This is a genomic window from Phyllobacterium sp. MT110 (genome assembly GCF_058792715.1).
Map to the genome: position 1 here is coordinate 1,459,317 of NZ_JBXAFE010000001.1, position 19,055 is coordinate 1,478,371.

The 19,055-nt window shown below is 58.9% G+C and carries 17 protein-coding genes; 11 read left to right on the forward strand and 6 right to left on the reverse strand.

Going from position 1 to position 19,055, the window contains the following annotated elements; all coding sequences use genetic code 11:
- Window positions 1-7: 7 nt before the first annotated feature.
- Entirely contained in the window at window positions 8-745 is a 738-nt protein-coding gene (locus AC1Q5O_RS07620; protein WP_464660824.1) for a pentapeptide repeat-containing protein, read from the reverse strand.
- 106 nt (window positions 746-851) lie between these two features.
- On the opposite strand from AC1Q5O_RS07620, the gene AC1Q5O_RS07625 reads away from it, so the two are divergent.
- On the forward strand, window positions 852-1,325 hold the full coding sequence (locus tag AC1Q5O_RS07625; protein WP_492562289.1) for a VOC family protein: 474 nt from the start codon (window positions 852-854) through the stop codon (window positions 1,323-1,325).
- A 26-nt stretch (window positions 1,326-1,351) separates the two neighbouring features.
- Here the strand turns inward: AC1Q5O_RS07625 and AC1Q5O_RS07630 are convergent, their stop codons facing one another.
- Window positions 1,352-1,510 carry a hypothetical protein gene (locus AC1Q5O_RS07630; protein WP_492562290.1) on the reverse strand — a complete coding sequence of 53 codons (159 nt, stop codon included), beginning with the start codon at window positions 1,508-1,510 and terminating at the stop codon, window positions 1,352-1,354.
- Window positions 1,511-1,569: 59 nt separating this feature from the next.
- Entirely contained in the window at window positions 1,570-2,208 is a 639-nt protein-coding gene (locus tag AC1Q5O_RS07635) for a hypothetical protein (RefSeq protein ID WP_492562291.1), read from the reverse strand.
- A 217-nt stretch (window positions 2,209-2,425) separates the two neighbouring features.
- Here AC1Q5O_RS07635 and AC1Q5O_RS07640 point away from each other — a divergent pair, with 217 nt between their 5' ends.
- From AC1Q5O_RS07640 to AC1Q5O_RS07660, 5 genes are all read left to right on the forward strand, one after another.
- Window positions 2,426-3,151: a response regulator gene (locus tag AC1Q5O_RS07640; protein ID WP_492562292.1), complete on the forward strand. Its 726-nt coding sequence runs from the start codon at window positions 2,426-2,428 to the stop codon at window positions 3,149-3,151.
- Window positions 3,148-4,407, forward strand: coding sequence for an ATP-binding protein (locus AC1Q5O_RS07645; RefSeq protein ID WP_492562293.1), 1,260 nt, complete (start codon window positions 3,148-3,150; stop codon window positions 4,405-4,407). Before AC1Q5O_RS07640 ends, AC1Q5O_RS07645 begins: the two co-directional genes overlap by 4 nt.
- Before the next feature lie 238 nt (window positions 4,408-4,645).
- Entirely contained in the window at window positions 4,646-5,248 is a 603-nt protein-coding gene (locus tag AC1Q5O_RS07650) for an invasion associated locus B family protein (RefSeq protein WP_492562294.1), read from the forward strand.
- 212 nt (window positions 5,249-5,460) lie between these two features.
- Window positions 5,461-7,839 (forward strand): outer membrane protein assembly factor BamA, encoded by a 2,379-nt coding sequence (bamA, locus tag AC1Q5O_RS07655; RefSeq protein WP_492562295.1) that lies wholly within the window; start codon window positions 5,461-5,463, stop codon window positions 7,837-7,839.
- A gap of 120 nt (window positions 7,840-7,959) precedes the next feature.
- On the forward strand, window positions 7,960-8,700 hold the full coding sequence (locus AC1Q5O_RS07660; protein WP_492562296.1) for a polysaccharide deacetylase family protein: 741 nt from the start codon (window positions 7,960-7,962) through the stop codon (window positions 8,698-8,700).
- Here AC1Q5O_RS07660 and AC1Q5O_RS07665 read toward each other — a convergent pair.
- Window positions 8,685-10,076, reverse strand: a complete 1,392-nt coding sequence (locus AC1Q5O_RS07665; protein ID WP_492562297.1) for a sensor histidine kinase — start codon at window positions 10,074-10,076, stop codon at window positions 8,685-8,687. The two genes, AC1Q5O_RS07660 and AC1Q5O_RS07665, sit on opposite strands and share 16 nt — an antisense overlap.
- Window positions 10,063-10,746, reverse strand: a complete 684-nt coding sequence (locus AC1Q5O_RS07670) for a response regulator transcription factor (RefSeq protein ID WP_464660842.1) — start codon at window positions 10,744-10,746, stop codon at window positions 10,063-10,065. The genes AC1Q5O_RS07665 and AC1Q5O_RS07670 overlap by 14 nt, the downstream gene beginning before the upstream one ends.
- A gap of 131 nt (window positions 10,747-10,877) precedes the next feature.
- Between AC1Q5O_RS07670 and AC1Q5O_RS07675 the strand changes: the two genes are divergently transcribed.
- The 5 genes from AC1Q5O_RS07675 to AC1Q5O_RS07695 all read left to right on the forward strand — a co-directional run bounded on the left by AC1Q5O_RS07675 (window position 10,878) and on the right by AC1Q5O_RS07695 (window position 18,069).
- Window positions 10,878-11,579: a response regulator transcription factor gene (locus tag AC1Q5O_RS07675; RefSeq protein WP_464660843.1), complete on the forward strand. Its 702-nt coding sequence runs from the start codon at window positions 10,878-10,880 to the stop codon at window positions 11,577-11,579.
- Window positions 11,580-11,869: 290 nt separating this feature from the next.
- Window positions 11,870-13,111, forward strand: a complete 1,242-nt coding sequence (locus AC1Q5O_RS07680; RefSeq protein ID WP_492562298.1) for an efflux RND transporter periplasmic adaptor subunit — start codon at window positions 11,870-11,872, stop codon at window positions 13,109-13,111.
- Window positions 13,108-16,221: an efflux RND transporter permease subunit gene (locus AC1Q5O_RS07685; protein WP_492562299.1), complete on the forward strand. Its 3,114-nt coding sequence runs from the start codon at window positions 13,108-13,110 to the stop codon at window positions 16,219-16,221. Before AC1Q5O_RS07680 ends, AC1Q5O_RS07685 begins: the two co-directional genes overlap by 4 nt.
- 194 nt (window positions 16,222-16,415) lie before the next feature.
- Window positions 16,416-16,826, forward strand: coding sequence for a DUF2147 domain-containing protein (locus AC1Q5O_RS07690; protein WP_492562300.1), 411 nt, complete (start codon window positions 16,416-16,418; stop codon window positions 16,824-16,826).
- A 100-nt stretch (window positions 16,827-16,926) separates the two neighbouring features.
- On the forward strand, window positions 16,927-18,069 hold the full coding sequence (locus AC1Q5O_RS07695) for a PQQ-dependent sugar dehydrogenase (RefSeq protein WP_492562301.1): 1,143 nt from the start codon (window positions 16,927-16,929) through the stop codon (window positions 18,067-18,069).
- A 39-nt stretch (window positions 18,070-18,108) separates the two neighbouring features.
- Here AC1Q5O_RS07695 and AC1Q5O_RS07700 read toward each other — a convergent pair whose 3' ends face one another.
- Window positions 18,109-18,957 carry a universal stress protein gene (locus AC1Q5O_RS07700; RefSeq protein ID WP_492562302.1) on the reverse strand — a complete coding sequence of 283 codons (849 nt, stop codon included), beginning with the start codon at window positions 18,955-18,957 and terminating at the stop codon, window positions 18,109-18,111.
- Between the last annotated feature and the right edge of the window lie 98 nt (window positions 18,958-19,055).

Below are 19,055 nucleotides of genomic sequence, written 5' to 3' on the forward strand. Positions count from 1 at the left end.
CCCGGTGTCAGTTGAGCGTCACGATGCCAATCGACGCCAGAATATTCTCGTGCTGGTCGCGGCTCACCACCATTGCCTTATAGGAAAACATCGACGCAAGGTCGATCTCATCAAAAGTTGCGTTTGCGAGAACCGCATTGTCGAGCGTGGCCCCCGACAGATCGATATTGTTGATGCTGGAACCGATAAAACTTGTTCGGGTCAGGTTGCTTCCAGCGAGGGAGACATCGCGGAGATCGCAATGTTCAAACCTGCTCTCCTCGTAGTTTCCAGGCACAAAAACCGCATACTGCATTTTGCAATCGGAAAAGCGCACTCCCCCGGTCAATATCCGTTTGCCGACCTCTCGATGGACCCCAATTTCCAATGACATGCCGCTGGCTGCGCATTCCATGCACTCGAGGAGATAAGCATCGCATTTATCAAGTTTGTTCAGGCTTAAATTGCTGCGTGAAAACTTGGCCTCGGTCAGATTGCAAAACGACCATTGGGATCCCGTTTGTTCGACCTCATCGTAGAATGAACAGTTTTGAAATTCGGCCTCGCGAAATGAACAATGAACAAAACGGCAATTGATAAATTCGGACGAATGGATTTTACTCAGGTCAAAATTGCAATTCTTGAAGTGACAATTGCGGAATTGCGCTTCTACGATGTGATATTCACTCACGTCATCGCCATTGAAGCTCAGATTTTCGATCAAACCGGCTGATTGCAACGCGGTCTCTAAAGCTTCATTAGTCATTTTATTCGCGCCCTTGGCTCCGCGTTACGAAATCCGCTTCTCTTTTATGCGCATGGAAGGCTCAAACAAGACGGAAAACTTAGTTCCACAGCGAAAGGATCGCGCAATGGCAAAGAATACGATTTGTCTCTGGTTCGATAAGGATGCCGAGGAAGCCGCCCGCTTCTACGCCGGGGTGTTTCCTGACAGCACGGTGCGTGCCGTGTTTCGTTCACCCAGCGACTACCCATCCGGCAAACAGGGCGACGTGTTGACGGTCGATTTCACGGTTGCTGGCATTCCTTGTCTCGGTCTCAACGGGGGCCCCGTGTTCAAGCATAACGAAGCCTTCTCGTTCCAGATCGCCACCGACGATCAGGAGGAAACCGACCGCTACTGGAATGCCATCGTTGACAACGGCGGCGAGGAAAGCGCCTGCGGCTGGTGCAAAGACAAGTGGGGGATTTCCTGGCAGATCACGCCGCGCGTGCTGACCGACGCGCTGGTGGCTGGCGGCGGCGAAGCAAAGCGCGCGTTCGATGCAATGATGGACATGAAGAAAATCGATGTCGCGGCGATCGAGGCAGCGCGGCGTGGTTGACGCTGCAACGCGATCGCCAAAGACGCCTATGTCCTGACTTTGGATGTCCCGGTGCCGAGCTCCGCATCCGCACGCTTGCTGCGGATGCGCAAGACACCCAGCCCCGACCGGACATAGGGCGCGCACGCCGCTTTGAGAAACGCAATCGCCAGGCCGCAAAACGTCAAAATCAGACTAGCGTCCATCTGTGCCGTCCATTTGCAAACATCCTATGAAAATCGGGCGCTGCCCCGGGGAAAACAGCTCATGGCGCCCGCGGCGGCACACGATGCGGCGCCCACGGGTATTTCCGCTCGGAATCGAGAAACATCGCCTGTTGATCAGGCGTCAACACCTCAAGCAATGCCGTTCTGGCTTGCTTGAACGTTTGCGCTTTCGCACCGCGCTCTATCGCAAGGTCCGCCATGCGATCCGCCGTCAATGGTGGCCTTTCATGCGGCTTGCCGGGTTCATCTCTTGGTTTTTCCGGCGAGGATTCAGTGCCGCGACCAAACGGCGGCCGATCGACAAACGCCAGGAGCGTCGACGTATAGCGTCTCCAGGCATCCAGTTGCGCACTCTGGATGCCGACCATGGTCTCCTGGGCCGACAGCCAGCTTGCCAGGGGAAAGGCGCCATCCTTCGGCGGCCCCGCATGCCGCTCGCGATTGTGCTGGGGGGCAGCGGACTTGTCTGCCGGCTCCCCGCCGCAGGCGTTCTCGCCGTTGTAATCGTCATCATCGCCGAGAATGGACCGGGCGAGCTGGGTGAAGGATATGCGGGCAACGGTTTTATCCGGGATCACATTGTCCGGACGAACCATCGGGGCCGCCCCGCTCAAGCCCGTTGAAAGGCCAAGTACCATCGCTGCGGCCAATCCCGCAGTCAGAACCGTATGTGTCATTCGTCACCTCGCATCAGGGGAAAGTCTTGTTGCTGGAACATGAAACGTGCGGGCGTCGGAAATCCGTCTCAATCATTTCGGAAACTTGCTCGCGGCCTTATTTTTGTAACCGAACGTAAACAGGCGCATACCCGGCAATGTTTCGTTACAAAATTGTTCTGCGGGGCCTTTGGAAAAACCGTTAGGAACGGCGATGCGATTAGAAATGCGTTGAGCGATGCAAACTGCAGCCCATATCATGGTCGTCGATGACGATGCCGAAATCCGTTCGCTTCTCGGGCGCTATCTGAGGGAGCAGGGTTTCCGTGTCTCAGTGGCCGCCAACCGGCGCGAGTTCGATGCGCTCTTCGCCGAGCGCAACCCGGACCTGCTTGTGCTCGATGTCCTGCTGCCGGATGGGTCCGGTCTCGATATCTGCCGGGTCATGCGCAGCCAGAGGCAGCAGGTTCCGATCATCCTGCTGACCGCGCTCAAGGAAGACGTCGATCGGATCATCGGCCTCGAAATCGGTGCCGATGATTATATGAGCAAACCGTTCAACCCGCGTGAGCTGACCGCCCGGATCAAGGCAGTGCTGCGCCGGTCAAACGGTGACAAGCCGGCTGAGGAAGAAATCAGCACGTTCGAATTTGCCGGCTTTGTCGTCGAGCCGCGATTGCGCCGGGTGCTCGGTCCGTCGGATAGTGCGGTCGATCTGACCGGCGCGGAATTCGACCTCCTGAAGGTTTTCCTGGAAAGAGCGGGAAAACTGCTGTCCCGCGACCAGCTGCTTGATCTGACACAGGGACGTGACCGCGATCCGCTCGACCGGTCCATCGATGTCCTGATGAGCCGCCTGCGCAAGAAACTTGGCGACTGCGAGCAGCGTCCCTTGTTCAAGACCGTGCGCAACGGCGGTTATCAACTGACTGTTCCCGTCAAACGCATTGCCGCCGAACCATGAACTCCCTGCGCAACCGGATCGCCCTTCTGCTGTTTCTGGCGATTGTCACCGTGGTGCTTCTGGCCACGCTGACAGCTGTGACCGTGCTGCGCGGGCCGCCGCCCGAAGCCGTGCTGTCGCCGGTCATCCAGAAGATCAGTCCCGTCATCCGCATGATCGAGGCAAATCCGGCCAGCGCTGCGTCGCAGGAATTTGCAATACAACCCATGCAGGCCCCCGGCTTTGACGACAGGCGGTTGTCCGGCATGTTCATGCGCGAGCTTGCCCAAGCCGGGCTTACCCGGACAGTCATCGTCACCCGCAATGCCGGGCAGCAGGGCCTTGCCGCTTCGGTCAGGCTGCGGACAGGCATGTGGCTGGTTGTCGATGTTCCGGATATGACACCGCGCATGTGGTGGATACTGACGGCATGGATAACCCTCATCACCCTGGGCAGCACCGCCGTATCCATCTTTGCCGCATCGAAAATCACCAAGCCGCTTCTGCTCCTGGACAATGCGGTGACGGCGGTCAGCGCTGACGGGACCCTGCCCCATGTTCCGGAGACCGGTTCGCAGGAAGTCCGCGCCACGGCGCAGACGATCAACCGGCTGTCGGAGAGGCTGAAAACCGCCACGGAAAGCCGCATGAGGCTGATTGCAGCGGCCGGTCACGACATGCGCACCCCGATGACCCGCATGCGGCTGCGCGCCGAATTCCTGCCGGATGATCCTGACCGCCAGAAATGGCTGAATGACCTGGAGGAACTCAGCAATATCGCCGACAGCGCGATCAGTCTTGTTCGCGAGGAAACAGTCCGGGATACATTCGCAAGCACGCGGCTCGATCTCACCCTGCAGGAGATAGCCGACGAACTTTCCGGTCTGGACATGAAGGTGAATGTCCAGAACCTTGCGCCGCTGTCGATTGCGGCGAGCCCGCTGGCGCTGAAGCGGGCCTTGCGCAATCTCATCATCAACGGCGCAACCCATGGCAATGGTGCTGACATCGCCATGGAACAGCGGCAGCAAGCCGCTGTGATCACCATCAGCGACAATGGGCCCGGAATTCCGTCCGAACTCCTGGACAAGGTGTTTGAACCATTTTTCCGTGCGGACCGTTCACGGCGCAAGACCGTGCTTGGCGCCGGTCTCGGGCTGGCAATCGCCAAGGAGATCATCGAGCGTTTCGGCGGTACGGTCACCATTGCCAACCGCGAACCGTCGGGTCTTCTCCAGACCATCTTGTTCACCGTCGAAACGCGTCCGCAAGCTTAGATTGGCCGGCGGCACGGGAAACACTGGTTAACGAAACCGCGACGGCCAGAAATCTTCTGAAACCGGCGGAACGCATTCTCAACATCGTATCCTGCAACTTTTGACCGACAGGCCACCGTTGGACCGACAGGGTCCAGCCGTTGCCCGTACAGGTTAAACGGGCCGCTCGAATGCGGCGCAAAGCGATTTGCGGAACGCCATGACGCCAGATCATCCATGCCGGAACAGTGCGAGATTCATGCGCGGCGTCTGCCTCGTCTTCGCCCTTGCCGGACTGTTGCCGATGTCCGCTCAAGCGGGTGTCGACAACAAACCCCTGCTTGATCAGGTGCTCGGCGAGCGCAGGCAGGCATCGGGACCCAGACAGGCTCATGCGAGCCCGCAGGATCCGCTTACCGTCAAGCTGTTGTCGCCGTCGCAGGAGGAAACATTCCAGAACTGGTCGCTGCTTTGCCAGGCAATGGAGGTCGGGAATGATTGTTTCCTGTCGCAGACCCTTGTGGACAATCGGGTGCCCGACGGCAAAATCCTGTTGCAGATCAATGGCATTGATGAAAACGGCGCGCGCGGACATGTGATGCTGCCATCCGGCTTCCTGCTGCAGGAAGGCATCACCATCCGCATTGGCGCAACATCCCTGCAATTCCCCCTGATGTCGTGCATACCGGAAGGGTGCGTTGCCGATATCCGTTTCAACCAGCAGCAATTGGCGCTGCTGCAAACCAGCACGCAGGTCGACATCGCGATCATGCTCAGATCCGGCGAAGCCATGCATTTCCCGTTCGCACTGCAGGGGTTTCAATCGGCATTCCAGAAGATGAGCGCGGCCATCCGTCCATAGGACCTTCGCTGCACCGCGCCAAAACTGTTTCCGATACAGCCCGCCCACCAGCAATGTTCGATTACAAAACGGTCGCCTGCAGCAAAAGTTCGAGACAATACGGACTGATTTTGGACATCGCCCGCAGGGAATCTCAAGCCCAACGCGCGCATCCGGTTGCCGCAATTCTTGAGTGCCCTTCCCGGAATGACAAGACAGAGTTTGGATAGTTGATGGCGGCAAGTTCAAAATTCACTGGTGCAGCGTCGGCGCTCGCCATTTCAGCGGTTCTGATAAATTCGGCAGCGATCGTTACGACGGTCGCGGGGACGACGGCGGCGCAGGCGGCAACCGTCAGCCGCATCGACGTGCGCGGGAATGCCCAAGTGGATGCCCAAACGGTCAAGGACAATCTCGGCATCACGCCGGGCAAGCCATTTTCCAGCACCGATATCGATGCGGCAACCAAACGGCTGTTCAATACCGGCTTGTTCAGCGATGTGCGCATCACCCAGTCCGGCGGTGTGCTGATTGTGACGGTGTCTGAACACCAGATTGTCAATCAGGTCATTTTTCAGGGCAACAAGAAGATCAAGGATACGCAGCTTGCCCAAGCGGTAAAGCTGAAGCCGCGCAGCCCGTTTGATCAGCAGACGCTCGATGCCGACACCGAGGCCGTCCGCGCCGCTTATCACAATATCGGCCGCAATGACGCGACGGTCAGTTCACGCCTCATGAATCTGGATGGCGGCCGCGTCAACGTTGTCTTCGACATCAACGAAGGCGACCGCACCAAGATCGCCAACATCGTGTTTGTCGGCAACCGCGCTTTCAACACGCGCCGGCTACGCGATTTGATGACAACACGCCGATCCAATTTCCTGTCCTGGCTGACGCGCAATGACGTCTACAGCGAAGAGCGCATGCGGGCGGATGAAGAAATCCTGCAGCGGTTCTACTACGAGCACGGCTATGCGGATTTCCGCGTGATTTCATCGACGGCCAATCTCGATGCGGCAACCAATGAATATACGATCACCGTTACGGTCGACGAAGGCGAGAAGTACACGTTCGGCGGTGTCGAGATCCAGAGTTCGGTCGACGGTGTCGATACATCGAAACTTGGCGGTTTGGTGCACACAGCGGAGGGTACGACCTACAACGCCAGGGAAGTCGAGGATTCCGTCAGCAAGCTGTCAGAGCAGGTTGCCGGCCAGGGATATGCCTTTGCCAAGATCGACCCTCGCGGTGACCGCAACTTCGAGAACCACACGATTTCGGTCGTCTACAACATCGACCAGGGTCCGCGCGCCTATCTCGAACGCATCGAAATCCGCGGTAACGCGAAAACCCGGGATTACGTCATCCGCCGTGAATTCGATGTGAGCGAAGGCGACGCGTTCAATCAGGTTCTGATCCAGCGCGCCAAGAAGCGCCTGGAGCGGCTCGACTTTTTCCAGAGCGTCAATATCTCGACGACACCCGGCTCACAGCCCGATCAGGTCGTGCTCATCGTCGATGTCGTCGAGAAATCATCCGGCGATTTTTCGATCGGCGGCGGCTACACCACCAGCGGGGATCAGTCCGGTCCCTCAGTTGAGGGCTCGATCACCGAGAAGAACTTTCTCGGGCGCGGTCAGTATCTGCGTCTGTCGGCTGGCACAACGCTCTTCAACAGCCAGAATTATCAGTCCTATGCCCTGTCCTTCACCGAGCCCTATTTCCTCGGCCAGCGCATTTCAGCCGGCTTTGATATCTACAAGCGGCAATCGGGTGTAACCGACAAATACCTGACGGACACAACGGGCGGATCGATCCGGTTCGGCCTGCCGATCAGCACGGATCTCACCGCCGGCGTGGCATACAACCTGTCGCAGCAGAAAATAACCATTGACGATGCGGCCCTGACCGCAAGCGGCGTTCCTGACCCGACACTGGTGTCGCAGGCCTATATCGATGCCGCCAGTCAGGGAACGTGGATCAAGTCGTCGGTCAGCTGGTCACTTGTCTACAACACCATCGATGATGGAAAAAACCCGCATGACGGCCTCTACGCGAAATTCGAACAGGAGGCGGCCGGGCTTGGCGGCGATGCCAGCTTTCTCAAAACCACCTTCAAAAGCAGCTTCTACAAGACGCTGTCGGCACAGCAGGATATTGTCGGTCTTGTTCGCGTCGGCGGCGGTTACATCAAGGAGCTCGGCAACAACGGTCTGAGCGTCTTTGATACGTTCCAGAGCAGCAGCGACATGATCCGCGGCTTCAGCTATGCCGGAATCGGCCCCCGCGACTCCCGCGTTACCGATGCGGACGGCAGTTTCGTCGGCGGCACGACCTACGTCAATGCAACCGCCGAAACCCAATTCCCCGTGCCTTTGATACCCGAAAGCGTTGGAATCAGGGGCGCTGTCTTTTCCGATGTCGCCACCCTGTTCGGCAGTGACAATGCCTACGCCACCAACACGGACATGCAATGGCGCGCTTCCGTTGGCGCCGGCATCATGTGGGCATCGCCATTCGGCCCCCTCCGGTTTGACTACGCCATTCCCGTGCTGAAAGTCGATGGAGACCAGGTGCAGAACTTCAGCTTCAACATGTCGAGCAAGTTCTGACGGCTCGTTTGATATGCGCCGGTGTCTCGCTTGACAGTCTCCTGCCCCGCATGAAACAAATCCGCGTACCAATTGCTGAAAGCAATCACATTGTACTTTGCTGCCGTTTCAGAGAAACCCATGCGGACCGTATTTCTGTGCCTGATCCTATGCATATTCTCGTCCGCTGCTTTCGCACAACGAACGATATACCTTACCTTCGATGATGGCCCGCTTGAGGGAACGTCGAACATCCTGGACGTCATTCAAGCGCAAAACGTTCCGGCCACGATGTTCATGGTGGGCTTGCATGCCGACGCGAGCAGCGAGCGGGCAGCATTGGTGACAAAGGCCAAGTCGATACCCTTCATCACGGTGGGCAACCACAGCTACACCCATGCGAACAATCACTATCGCCTTTTCTATTCCTCCGTTGAGGAGTTGCTGGCCGATCTGGCGCGCGCCAACACGGCGCTGGGGCTGACTGGCAACCCAATCCATGCGCGCTTGCCGGGACGCAATGTCTTCCGCCTTCCAGACCTGTCATCGGACGATCTATCGATTGGCAAGCCGGAAGACCGGCGTGAAGAACCGGGCTTCGAATTTGTCGCGGCGAGCGGTTATTTTCTCTACGGCTGGGACCATGAATGGGTGCATGAAAACAGCGGCAAACCTGTCCAGACCGTCGATCATTTGCTCGGTGAAATCGATCACCTCTTCGGCTTCGGCAAACTGGCCCGGCCCAACAAGCTGATACTTCTGATGCATGACGAGATGTTTCAGGACACGTTCAACGGTGCGGACAATCTGAAAGTGCTGATTACAAGACTGAAGGCCCGGGGTTATAGCTTTGGCCGGATCAGGGATTATGACGCCGGCTGAACCTGCCCTGGCGTGCGCCCCTGCTCATGGCTGTTGAACTCCAGTATCACGTTGCAGCCGGTTTTCTGCTCCCCAAGGCTCAAGTCGATGCCATGCAGGCGCGCGATCGCTGCCACGAGGCTCAAGCCAAGCCCGTTGCCCGGTTCATGGCGGCTTCTTTCACCCCGGTGAAACCGCTGCAGCACCAGTTCCTTTTCCTGTGGGGGAATGCCGGGGCCGGTGTCTTCCACTGAAAGCCGTGGCCGCTTCAGATGTCCGTCCAGGGTGACTTTGACGGCACCGCCACGCGGCGTGAATTTGATGGCGTTGTCGACAAGATTGCCCACGGCTTCAAACAGCAGGCTTGGATCGCCGAGAATGCTGAGGGGAACCGTACCGAAATCAACGGACAGTTCGACCCCGCGCTCCTCGGCAAGCGGCTCGTACAGGTCCACTGCGTCCGATACGACGGTCTTCATATCCACCGGCACAAACCCTGCCCGGCGCGCACCGTCTTCAATCTCCGAAATACGCAGGAGCGCGCTGAACGTCTTCAACATTGATTGCGTTTCCACAATCGCGCCATCGACATATTCGGCATAATCATCCGCCGTAACTGCCCTGCGGCGGGCGCGCTCAAGTCCTGCCAGCATTCGCGTCAGCGGGGTCCGCATATCGTGCGCGATATTGTCACAAACCCCTTTCACTTCGTGCATCAGCCGCTCGATCTCGTCGAGCATCGAATTGACGACCTTCACCAGCCGGCGCACATCGCCGCTGCCGCCCAGGGCGGGCAGCCGCTGTGTCAGATCTCCGCTCATGATGGTGCGGGTCGCATCTGAAATCGTGTGGATCTGCCTGACGGAACCGGCACCGATAAACGCCGCGCCAAGCAAGCCCAGGGCCGCCGTCACGGCAGCGCCAAGGATCATGGCGTTGGTAAGGACATCGTTGAATTCGCGCAGCTCCCCGACATCCTGCGCAATGAGAAGCATGTTGCCGGATGGCAATGACCTCATAACCCCGCGGAAATGCGCACGTTTGCCAGCCCTCAATGTCGCGAAATTGTGGGGATCTGGTTTGGTCTTGTCCGCTGCAGGCAAAGTCATCGGGCTGCCTGCAAGAAGCACACCGTGCGGATCGAACAAGGAAATCGGGCGTTCCTTGACGGCGTTCACGGATTCCCTCGTCGCCAATCGCGACGTGATGGCCTGATCGTCAAGCGGGGAAAAGGTAGTGACCTCCCGCAGCAGCCACTCATCCGTGCGGTCTGTCAGAAAGTCGCGGGTCTCCCATGAAAGAAAGGCAAACAGCGCCCCTGACGCGACAGCGAAGAGAACCAGAAAAGCGATAGCCAGCCGGAAACTTGTTGTGTGGACGAGTTCAATCAGGCGCATCAAGCACATATCCCGAGCCGCGGACTGTTCTGATCACCGCCACCGCTCCGGTGGCTTCGATCTTCTTGCGAAGCTTGCTGACATGGACGTCGATGACATTCGTCGGCTCGTCATAACGATAGTGCCAGACTTCTTCAAACAGCATTGTACGGGTCACGATCTGGCCCGCATGGCGCATCATGTATTCCAGCAACCGGTACTCTCGTGGCAGGAGATCGATGAGTTTTCCGGCCCGCTTCACGGTATGGGTCAGGAGATCGGCTTCCAGATCACCGGCGCGAAGCGACGTTTCCGGCATGGCGACCGACCGCCGCCGTGCCAGCACGTCGATGCGTGCCGTCAACTCCAGGAACTCGAACGGCTTGGTCAGGTAGTCATCGCCCCCTGCCTTCAATCCCCTGACCCGCTCGTCCACGGCGGAAAGCGCACTCAGGATCAGCACCGGCGTGTGGATGCCGGCAGCTCTCAGGGTCGACAGGACGCCCAGCCCATCCAGTTCTCCCGGCAGCATGCGGTCAAGAACGATGGCATCATATTTGCCCGTCACGGCTTCGAGCAGCCCCGCTCGGCCATCGGCGGCTATTTTGACAGCACAGCCGTTGTCGATCAGCGCCGCTTCGATTTCGGACGCTGTCCGGACATCATCCTCGATTACAAGAATTGTCGACACGTCACCTCCATGAAAACGCCCAATTGAGATTGAATCTGAGAGGCGGGCCTTTGCTATACACCATAATTGGTGCGACCCTGATGCGACTTCGCCAAAACATTAAATGCATTTTATAAATGGAAACGTCATCCATGCGAATACTGATCGTCGAAGATGACAAAAAGACGGCGCGCTTCCTGACGCGCGGCCTGAACGAAAGCGGCCACGTGGCCGATCATGCTGCGGGCGGCGAACTCGGGCTGACCCTTGCAATGGAGGGCATTTACGACGTGGCCATCATCGACCGCATCCTTCCGGGCCTGGACGGCCTGGCCGTCGTTGCGGAACTGCGCCGGCTGAAGATCAACCTGCCGGTACTGATGCTCAGCGGCATCGCCACCGCCAAGGACAGAATTGAGGGATTGCGCAGCGGCTGCGATGACTATCTCGGCAAGCCCTACGCATTTTCGGAAATTCTTGCCCGCGTCCAGGCATTGCAGCGACGAAACGACCGGACCGCTGGGGCCGATATACTGAGCGTCGGAGATTTGACGCTGGACGTGAAGAAGCGGCAGGCCGCGCGCGCCGGTTCCCCCATTGACCTGCAGAACCGCGAATTTCTTCTTCTGCGCACGCTCATGCAGCATGCCAATGCGGTCGTCACCCGGTCCATGCTGCTCGAGGCGGCTTGGGATTATGATTTCGAGCCGAAGGGCAACATCGTCGACATGCATATTCACCGGTTGCGGAAGAAGCTGAACTCCGGTTTCGAAGAGTCCATTCTGCATACCATCGCCGGTGCCGGTTATCTCATCGGGCGGATGCCGGAAGACCAGGCGCTCGGCGGCGATTGACCTCGCACGGTGCCCGGCACGCACTTTCTAAAATACATTTCATGTTCGCGCGAAGTCGAGAGCATGACCAGGCATCCATTATCGGGGCAGCAGCAAAATTGATTGCCGCATTTTCTTGCCTCGGTGGTGCCAAAGATGGAATTAGACGCTGTTGTTTCTGTACAGAACCCCCGCCGGTTCTGGCCTATCGGGCACTTTGGCCGAAAACGACCCCATGGGCCGCCATCTGTTCCTCACGCGGCACGCTCGCTATCGGTTGATTGCGCCTTTGCCTATCTTGGTGCTTGCCCATGCTGAACCGCGGCCCCAATGAATTCCGTCAGGACGATGGTCATCTGAACGAGCCCGCCGGGCCGAAGCCGGGTGGCCGCAGCCGCCGCCGGTTTTTTGTGATCGGCGGCCTTGTCGTGCTGGCCGCAGCCGGTTTCGCCGGACAGCACTATTGGCCGTCCCTGAACGGTCACCCGGTAAAATCAGCTTCCGCGCCGACTGCTATCCCCGTCACCACCGGGAAAACCGACATTCGCGATTTGTCGATTGAGCGTTCCGCCCTTGGCACCGTGACAGCGCTGTCCACCGTGACAGTGCGAACCAAGGTCGACGGCCAGCTGCTCAATCTGGCCGTTCAGGAAGGTCAGGATGTCAAAGCCGGCGACGTGCTGGCCCGGATTGATCCGCGCCCTTATGAAGCTGAACTCGCCCGTGCCCAATCCACGCTGGCCAAGGACAGTGCCCAGCTGATTGTTGCAAAGGCCGATTATGACCGCGCGTCCAAGCTATCGAGTTCGGGCTATGGTGCAGTCCAGATCGCCGATACCGCCAAAGGTCAGGTGGCTATTCTGGAAGCAACGATTGCCGGCGATCAGGCCGCCATCGATGCCGCCAAGCTCAATCTGGAATTTGCGACGATCACTGCACCGGTGAGCGGCCGCACCGGCCTGAAGCTGGTCGACGAAGGCTCGATGCTTCATGTATCGGACGCCGCGGGTCTCGTGACCATCACCAAGATGAAACCGATTGCAGTCCAGTTCTCACTGCAGCAGGACGACCTTCCCGACCTCCTGGCCAGCCAGAACAGCGGCGAGCTGACGGTCGCCGTCGACAGCCGTGACGGCCGGCAGCATCTTGCTGACGGCAAGATCACCGCCATTGACAGCCAGGTGGACCAGAATACCGGCATGATCAAGCTGAAGGCCACCTTTCCCAATGAAAACCTGAGCCTGTGGCCCGGCGAGCTGGTGACGGCGCGGGTGGTGACACGAACGGACCGCAACGTTGTCGCCGCTCCCGCCTCGGCGATCCAGAACGGGCAGAGCGGACCGTACGTCTTCGTTGTGAAGCCCGACAACAAGGTGGCGACCGTTTCCGTCGAAGCGGGTGTGACTGCGGGCGGATTTACCGCCTTGAAATCCGGTCTCGGGCCGGAACAGGACATCGTCGTCAGCGGACAATCCCGCCTGAGCGACGGCGCTTCGATTTCGGCAAAGAACGCCAAGCCGAATGTTGCAAGCGCAGCGGAGACAAAGCCATGAGCATCTCCGAGGTATTCATCCGCCGCCGCGTGGGAACATGTCTGCTTGCACTGGGAATGATGCTTCTTGGCGCGGTCGCCTACTTCATGCTTCCCGTCGCCTCGCTGCCCCAGGTGGACTTTCCGACCATTCAGGTGGAAGCCACCCTTCCCGGCGCCAGTGCCAACACCATGGCCACGTCGGTCGCCACGCCGTTGGAAAACCAGCTCTCCAATGTTTCCGGGGTCAATCAGATGACCTCGACCAGTTCTTCGGGCCGAACCAACATCACCATTGAATTCGATCTGTCGCGGGACATCAACGCCGCGGCGCAGGATATCCAGGCGGCCATCGGCGCGGCGGCTGGCAGCCTGCCCAAGAGCCTGCCAAGCCCTCCCACCTATCATAAATCCAATCCCGCCGAAGCCACGGTGCTGACGCTGGCCTTGACCTCCGACCGCCTTCCGCTCACCGAACTCGACCACTACGCCGAAGACATCGTTGCGCAGCAGGTGTCGCAGATGAACGGTGTGGGGCTCGTGGATTTTCACGGACCGCAGCGTCCCTCCGTGCGCATTCAGATCGACCCGGACAAACTGGCCGCACGCGGGCTCACCCTGGAGGATGTCCGCAGCATCGTTGGCAGCCAGACAGTGAATACACCCAAAGGCTCGATCAGCGGCGACGGCCGCACCACCGTCCTCGACGCCACGGACCAGATCGTCGATGTTCCGACCTACCGCAACACCATCATCGCCTACCGCAACGGCGCTCCGATCTACCTCAAGGATGTAGGCAAGGTGATCGCGGGGCCTGAAGACAACAAACAGGCCGCATGGCTGCAGACGAAACGCTCGGTCATGATCGATGTGCACAAAATGGCCGGATCGAACATTCTCGAAACCATCAGCAACATAAAGGCCAGGTTGCCCGCACTGGAAGCCGGGCTGCCAGCTGGCGTCAAACTGTCAGTCGTCGGCGACCGCACGCAGATCATCGACGCATCGGTGTTCGACGTGCAGATCACGATGCTGATCACCGTCGCGCTCGTCGTCATGGTCATCTTTTCGTTTCTGCGAAACTTTTGGGCAACGCTCATTCCGAGCATAACCATCCCGCTGTCGCTGCTCGGCACGTTTTGCGTCATGTACCTTCTCGGCTACAGTCTGGACAATCTGTCGCTGATGGGACTGACAATTGCCGTCGGCTTTGTCGTGGACGATGCCATCGTCGTCATCGAAAACATTGTGCGCCACCTCGAAAACGGAAAATCCAAGCTGCAGGCTGCCATCGAAGGCGCGCGTGAAGTCAATTTCACGATCATCTCGATGACCATTTCGCTTGTTGCCGTTTTCATCCCCATCCTGCTGATGGGTGGTATTGTCGGGCGCCTGTTCCGCGAATTTGCCGTTACCGTCAGCGTCGCGATCCTGATGTCCGGCCTGATATCCCTGACCGTTACGCCGATGTTGTGCGCCTGGCTGATCCGCGACGAAAAACACACATCGCACGGGCGCATCTTCAACTGGTCCGAGCGGCTGTTCAATTCGATCACGCGCGCCTATGGCCGTGGACTGGATTTCGTTCTCCGGCATCACAACATCACGCTGGTGGTCACCTGCATTACCCTCGTGTTGACGGTGTGGCTCTACGTCATCGTCCCCAAGGGATTCCTGCCCGAACAGGATACGGGTTTCATTCAGGCGCAGGCACAGGCCGCAACAGATATTTCCTTCGATGCGATGTCTGTCAAAATGCAAGACCTTGGCGATATCATCATGCGTGATCCGGCGGTCGACAATGTGGCTTACTGGATCAACCCCAGCCCTTCCACCGCCGTGGGACAGGTCCAGATCAATCTGAAGCCGTTCGGCCAGCGCAGCGCCGCCCAGGCGGTCATAGCGCGCCTGAAGAAAGCCGTCGCGGGCATGGAGGGGCTCACCCTCGGCATGCGGATACGTCAGGATATTCAGGTCGGCGGCCGCTCATCAGCATCGCAATACCAGTACACGCTTCAGGCTCAGGATACGGACGAACTGACCAAATGGGCCGCCGTCATGTCCAAGGCCCTCAGTTCATTGCCCGAGGTCCAGGACGTGATCTCCGACAAGCAGAACGAAGCCACGAGCGCAACACTGAACATCGACCGTGCCACCGCATCGCGTCTCGGCGTGAGTGTTCAGGCCATCGATGACACGCTCTACGATGCATTCGGACAACGTCAGGTCGCAACCCAGTTCACACAGGTCAGCCAGAACCACATCGTGCTCGAGGTCGACCCGCGCTACAGCCTGTCCACCGATGCACTCAATCATCTGTTCGTGCGCTCGTCGACGCTGAACCAGCTCGTTCCGCTGAGCCTGCTGGCATCGGTGAAAACAACCGTGTCGCCGGTGACGATCAATCATCAGGGGTCGATGCCCGCAACGACACTCTCCTTCAATCTGAAGCCCAACATAGCCCTCGGCGACGCGGTGACCGCCATCCACACCGCGGAGTTGAAGGCGGGGCTCCCGATCACCGTCACCGGCACGTTCCAGGGTACGGCACAGGCCTTCCAGAGTTCCCTGAGCACGCAGCCATGGCTCATCCTGGCGGCGGTCATAGCGGTCTACATCGTGCTCGGCGTTCTCTATGAAAGTGCCATTCACCCGCTGACGATCATATCCACCCTGCCCTCGGCCGGTCTCGGCGCCTTGCTGGCCCTGCTGCTGTTCGGCCAGGACCTGTCCATCGTCGGGATGATCGGCATCATTCTCCTGATCGGGATCGTGAAGAAGAATGCCATCATGATGATCGACTTTGCCCTTGAAGCCGAGCGCCATCAGGGTCTGGCCCCGGCCGAGGCGATCCATCAGGCCTGCCTGCTGCGCTTCCGGCCGATCATGATGACGACCATGGCCGCCCTTCTCGGCGCATTGCCCCTGGCGCTCGGCACAGGCCCCGGCGCGGAACTGCGCACGCCGCTTGGCATTGCCATCGTCGGCGGACTTGTCGTCTCGCAGATCCTCACGCTCTTTACGACGCCGGTCATATATCTGGCGCTCGGCGGTTCGGGCAAAAAGGATTATGCGCTGGACGATACAACACCTGATATGGTTCCTGGCAAAGGAACAGTTCTAACCCATTGATACAGAATATATTTTCAGGCGGCGCTCCCGGGATGACCGGAGAGCACGCCCGATTGTTTTTGTTCTCCTCGTGGCGGCGGCCGCGCGCCCCGTGTGCACAGGAATGCCATACTTGTCCTGTAAGGGTGCGCAGGATACGGTTGTTAACCGGCTTGCAAACCCAACGGCCCGTGATGGCCAGGAGATACCCATTGATGATTGTGCGAAACGCTATTTTCTCGTGTCTTTTTCTTGCGGCGTTGACTGGCCAGTCCGTCGCCGAGACACAGGATATTGCCGGAACCTATGTCAATGATACCGGCCGCACGAAGGTTCGGCTCAGCGACTGCGGCGCCGGGATTTGCGGCACGGTCGTCTGGATGAGCGCGCCCGTCAACGATGTGAAAAATCCCGATGCGTCCAAGCGCAACCGGCCAGTTGTCGGCATTCAGGCCGTAACGTTGAAGCCAAACGGCGAAGGAACCTATTCCGGAACCCTCTACAACACCGAAAATGGCCAGACCTATACGGGTAAGGCAAAGGTTTCGGACCAGGGCATAGAACTGTCCGGCTGCGTCCTTGGCGGATTGATCTGCAAGGTCTCGGTCTGGCGCCGCGCCGACTGAGCCACCGCCAACCTCTATCCGCTGGCCAGCGCTTGCATGCCGCCGACAGCACACCTATGTGCAACATGAGGCATTAACCGGCATTCACTGGAGGGCTTTCATGAGTCGTCGTGCTGTAGCTGTCGTCCTTGCAATCCTTGGCATTGCTGGTTCAAGCTCGATTGCATGGGCTGCCCCATCGGTCAATGCGGGCAGGAATGCGCCGAGCACCACCACGCCTTTCACGGCAACGACCGTTGCACGTTTTGACACGCCGTGGGCCATAGCCTTTCTCCCCGATAGCCGCATGCTTGTTACGGAAAAGCCGGGCCGGCTTTTTCTCGTTACCCGCGAGGGAAGCAAGACGGAGATAAGCGGCGTTCCCAAAGTGGCCTATAGCGGCCAGAACGGCCTGCTCGACGTGGCGGTCGCGCCGGATTTTGCAAAGAAACCCGTCATTTACCTGACCTATGTGGAACCGGGCGCTGGCGGCAGCAGTCTCGCCCTCGCCCGCGCCGAACTCTCGCTGGCCGGAAAGACCGCCGCATTGAAGGGGCTCGACGTCATCTGGCGGCAGATGCCGAAGGGCAGCGGCGGCCAGCCCGGCGGAATCATCGCGTTCTCCCCTGACGGTCGGCACCTGTTCCTCACATCGGGGGATCGCATGCGGCCAGACACCGCTCAAGACCCCGATCAGGCGCTGGGAAAAGTGCTGCGGCTCAATCTCGACGGATCAACCCCTCCCGACAATCCCTGGGCCAAGCAAGGCGGTATCAGAGCACAGATCTGGACCCTGGGGCATCGCAACCCCTACGGCCTCGCCTTTGATGCCAAGGGCAGGCTCTGGCTGGATGAAATGGGTCCGAAGGGCGGCGATGAACTCAACCTCCTGAAGCCGGGACGGAATTACGGCTGGCCGATTGTCTCCAACGGCGACAATTACAATGGAACGCCCATCCCGCGCCATGATACCCGCCCGGAATTCGAAGCTCCTCTTGTCTACTGGACGCCGGTCATCGCTCCCGCCGGTCTTGCATTTTACCAGGGCGACCTCTTCCCGCAATGGAAAGGCTCTGCCTTTATCGGCGGATTGGTTGAGAAGGGCTTCGTGCGGATCAGCTTCGACGCCAATGGCGGCGCCAGGGAAGCGGACCGATGGGTGCTTGGCCATCGCATCCGCGATGTCGCCGTGGCACCGGACGGCGCGCTCTGGCTGATCGAAGACGAAAGCAACGGCCGCCTGCTGCGGCTGACGCCGAAATAGGAGAATGGCGTCTTCAGCGCCATTGCTTTGACGCAATGCTCAACGCGATATGAGCATCGGCAGTTCGGTGTTGGACAACAGCGATCGCGTCACGCCGCCAAACAGGATTTCGGTGGAGCGCGGGTGACTATAGGCGCCGATGACAAGCAGATTTGCCCCTACCCCACGGGCTTCCCGTACAATCGCGTGGGCAACCGGTTCATTTGACGAAACGACGAGAACGGTTGCCGGCACATCGTGCTTTGCCAGATGACTCAGGAGATCCGCGCCCGGCTCATGATTGTAATCGACCGCAGCGCGACCGTTTTCGATGACCAGTATCGTGACCTGCTTTGCCGTCACGATAAACGGCATGGCATCGTAAACCGCCCGGCGCGCCTCGCGGCTGCCATTCCAGGCGATAACCACCTTGTCACCGATAGTCCCTCCGTCCCACTCCCGCGGAACAACCAGAACGGGAATTCCCGTTGCAAGGAGCAATTGTTCGGCCGACCAGCTCATCGGAAGATCACCCAGCGGCGGTTGCGCGGCAACGATCAGGTCCGCATTCAGGCCGCGGACCATGTTCTGGTCGTCAAGCCTGTCCTGCCATGCAACACGAAATTCGGAACCGACGCCCTCGGCTTCGGTTATCCGGGCGAAGTGCCGGCCCGACCTGATCAGTTTGTTCTCATCAGCGCTTCTTTGGCGAACGATCACCTGTCGGATTGCTTCCGACCCGCGCGCAAAATTTTCGGATGCCGAGCCGTAGGCGGCCCGCGTCAAACCGTAAACACCGACGAGATAAGCCCCATGCTTCTTGGCGAGGCGCGCCGCGTGCGCACCAACTTTCTCGCCGGGGAGAGAGGCATCCAGGAAAACGACGATATCACGCCACACGGAAAGCATCGGAATACTCCTTGAACCATGTCCTTCTCAAGATATGGTATCGGGATTTCCGTTTGTCACCCATCATGGGGCGTGCGGCGTGTTAAATTGTCGATATG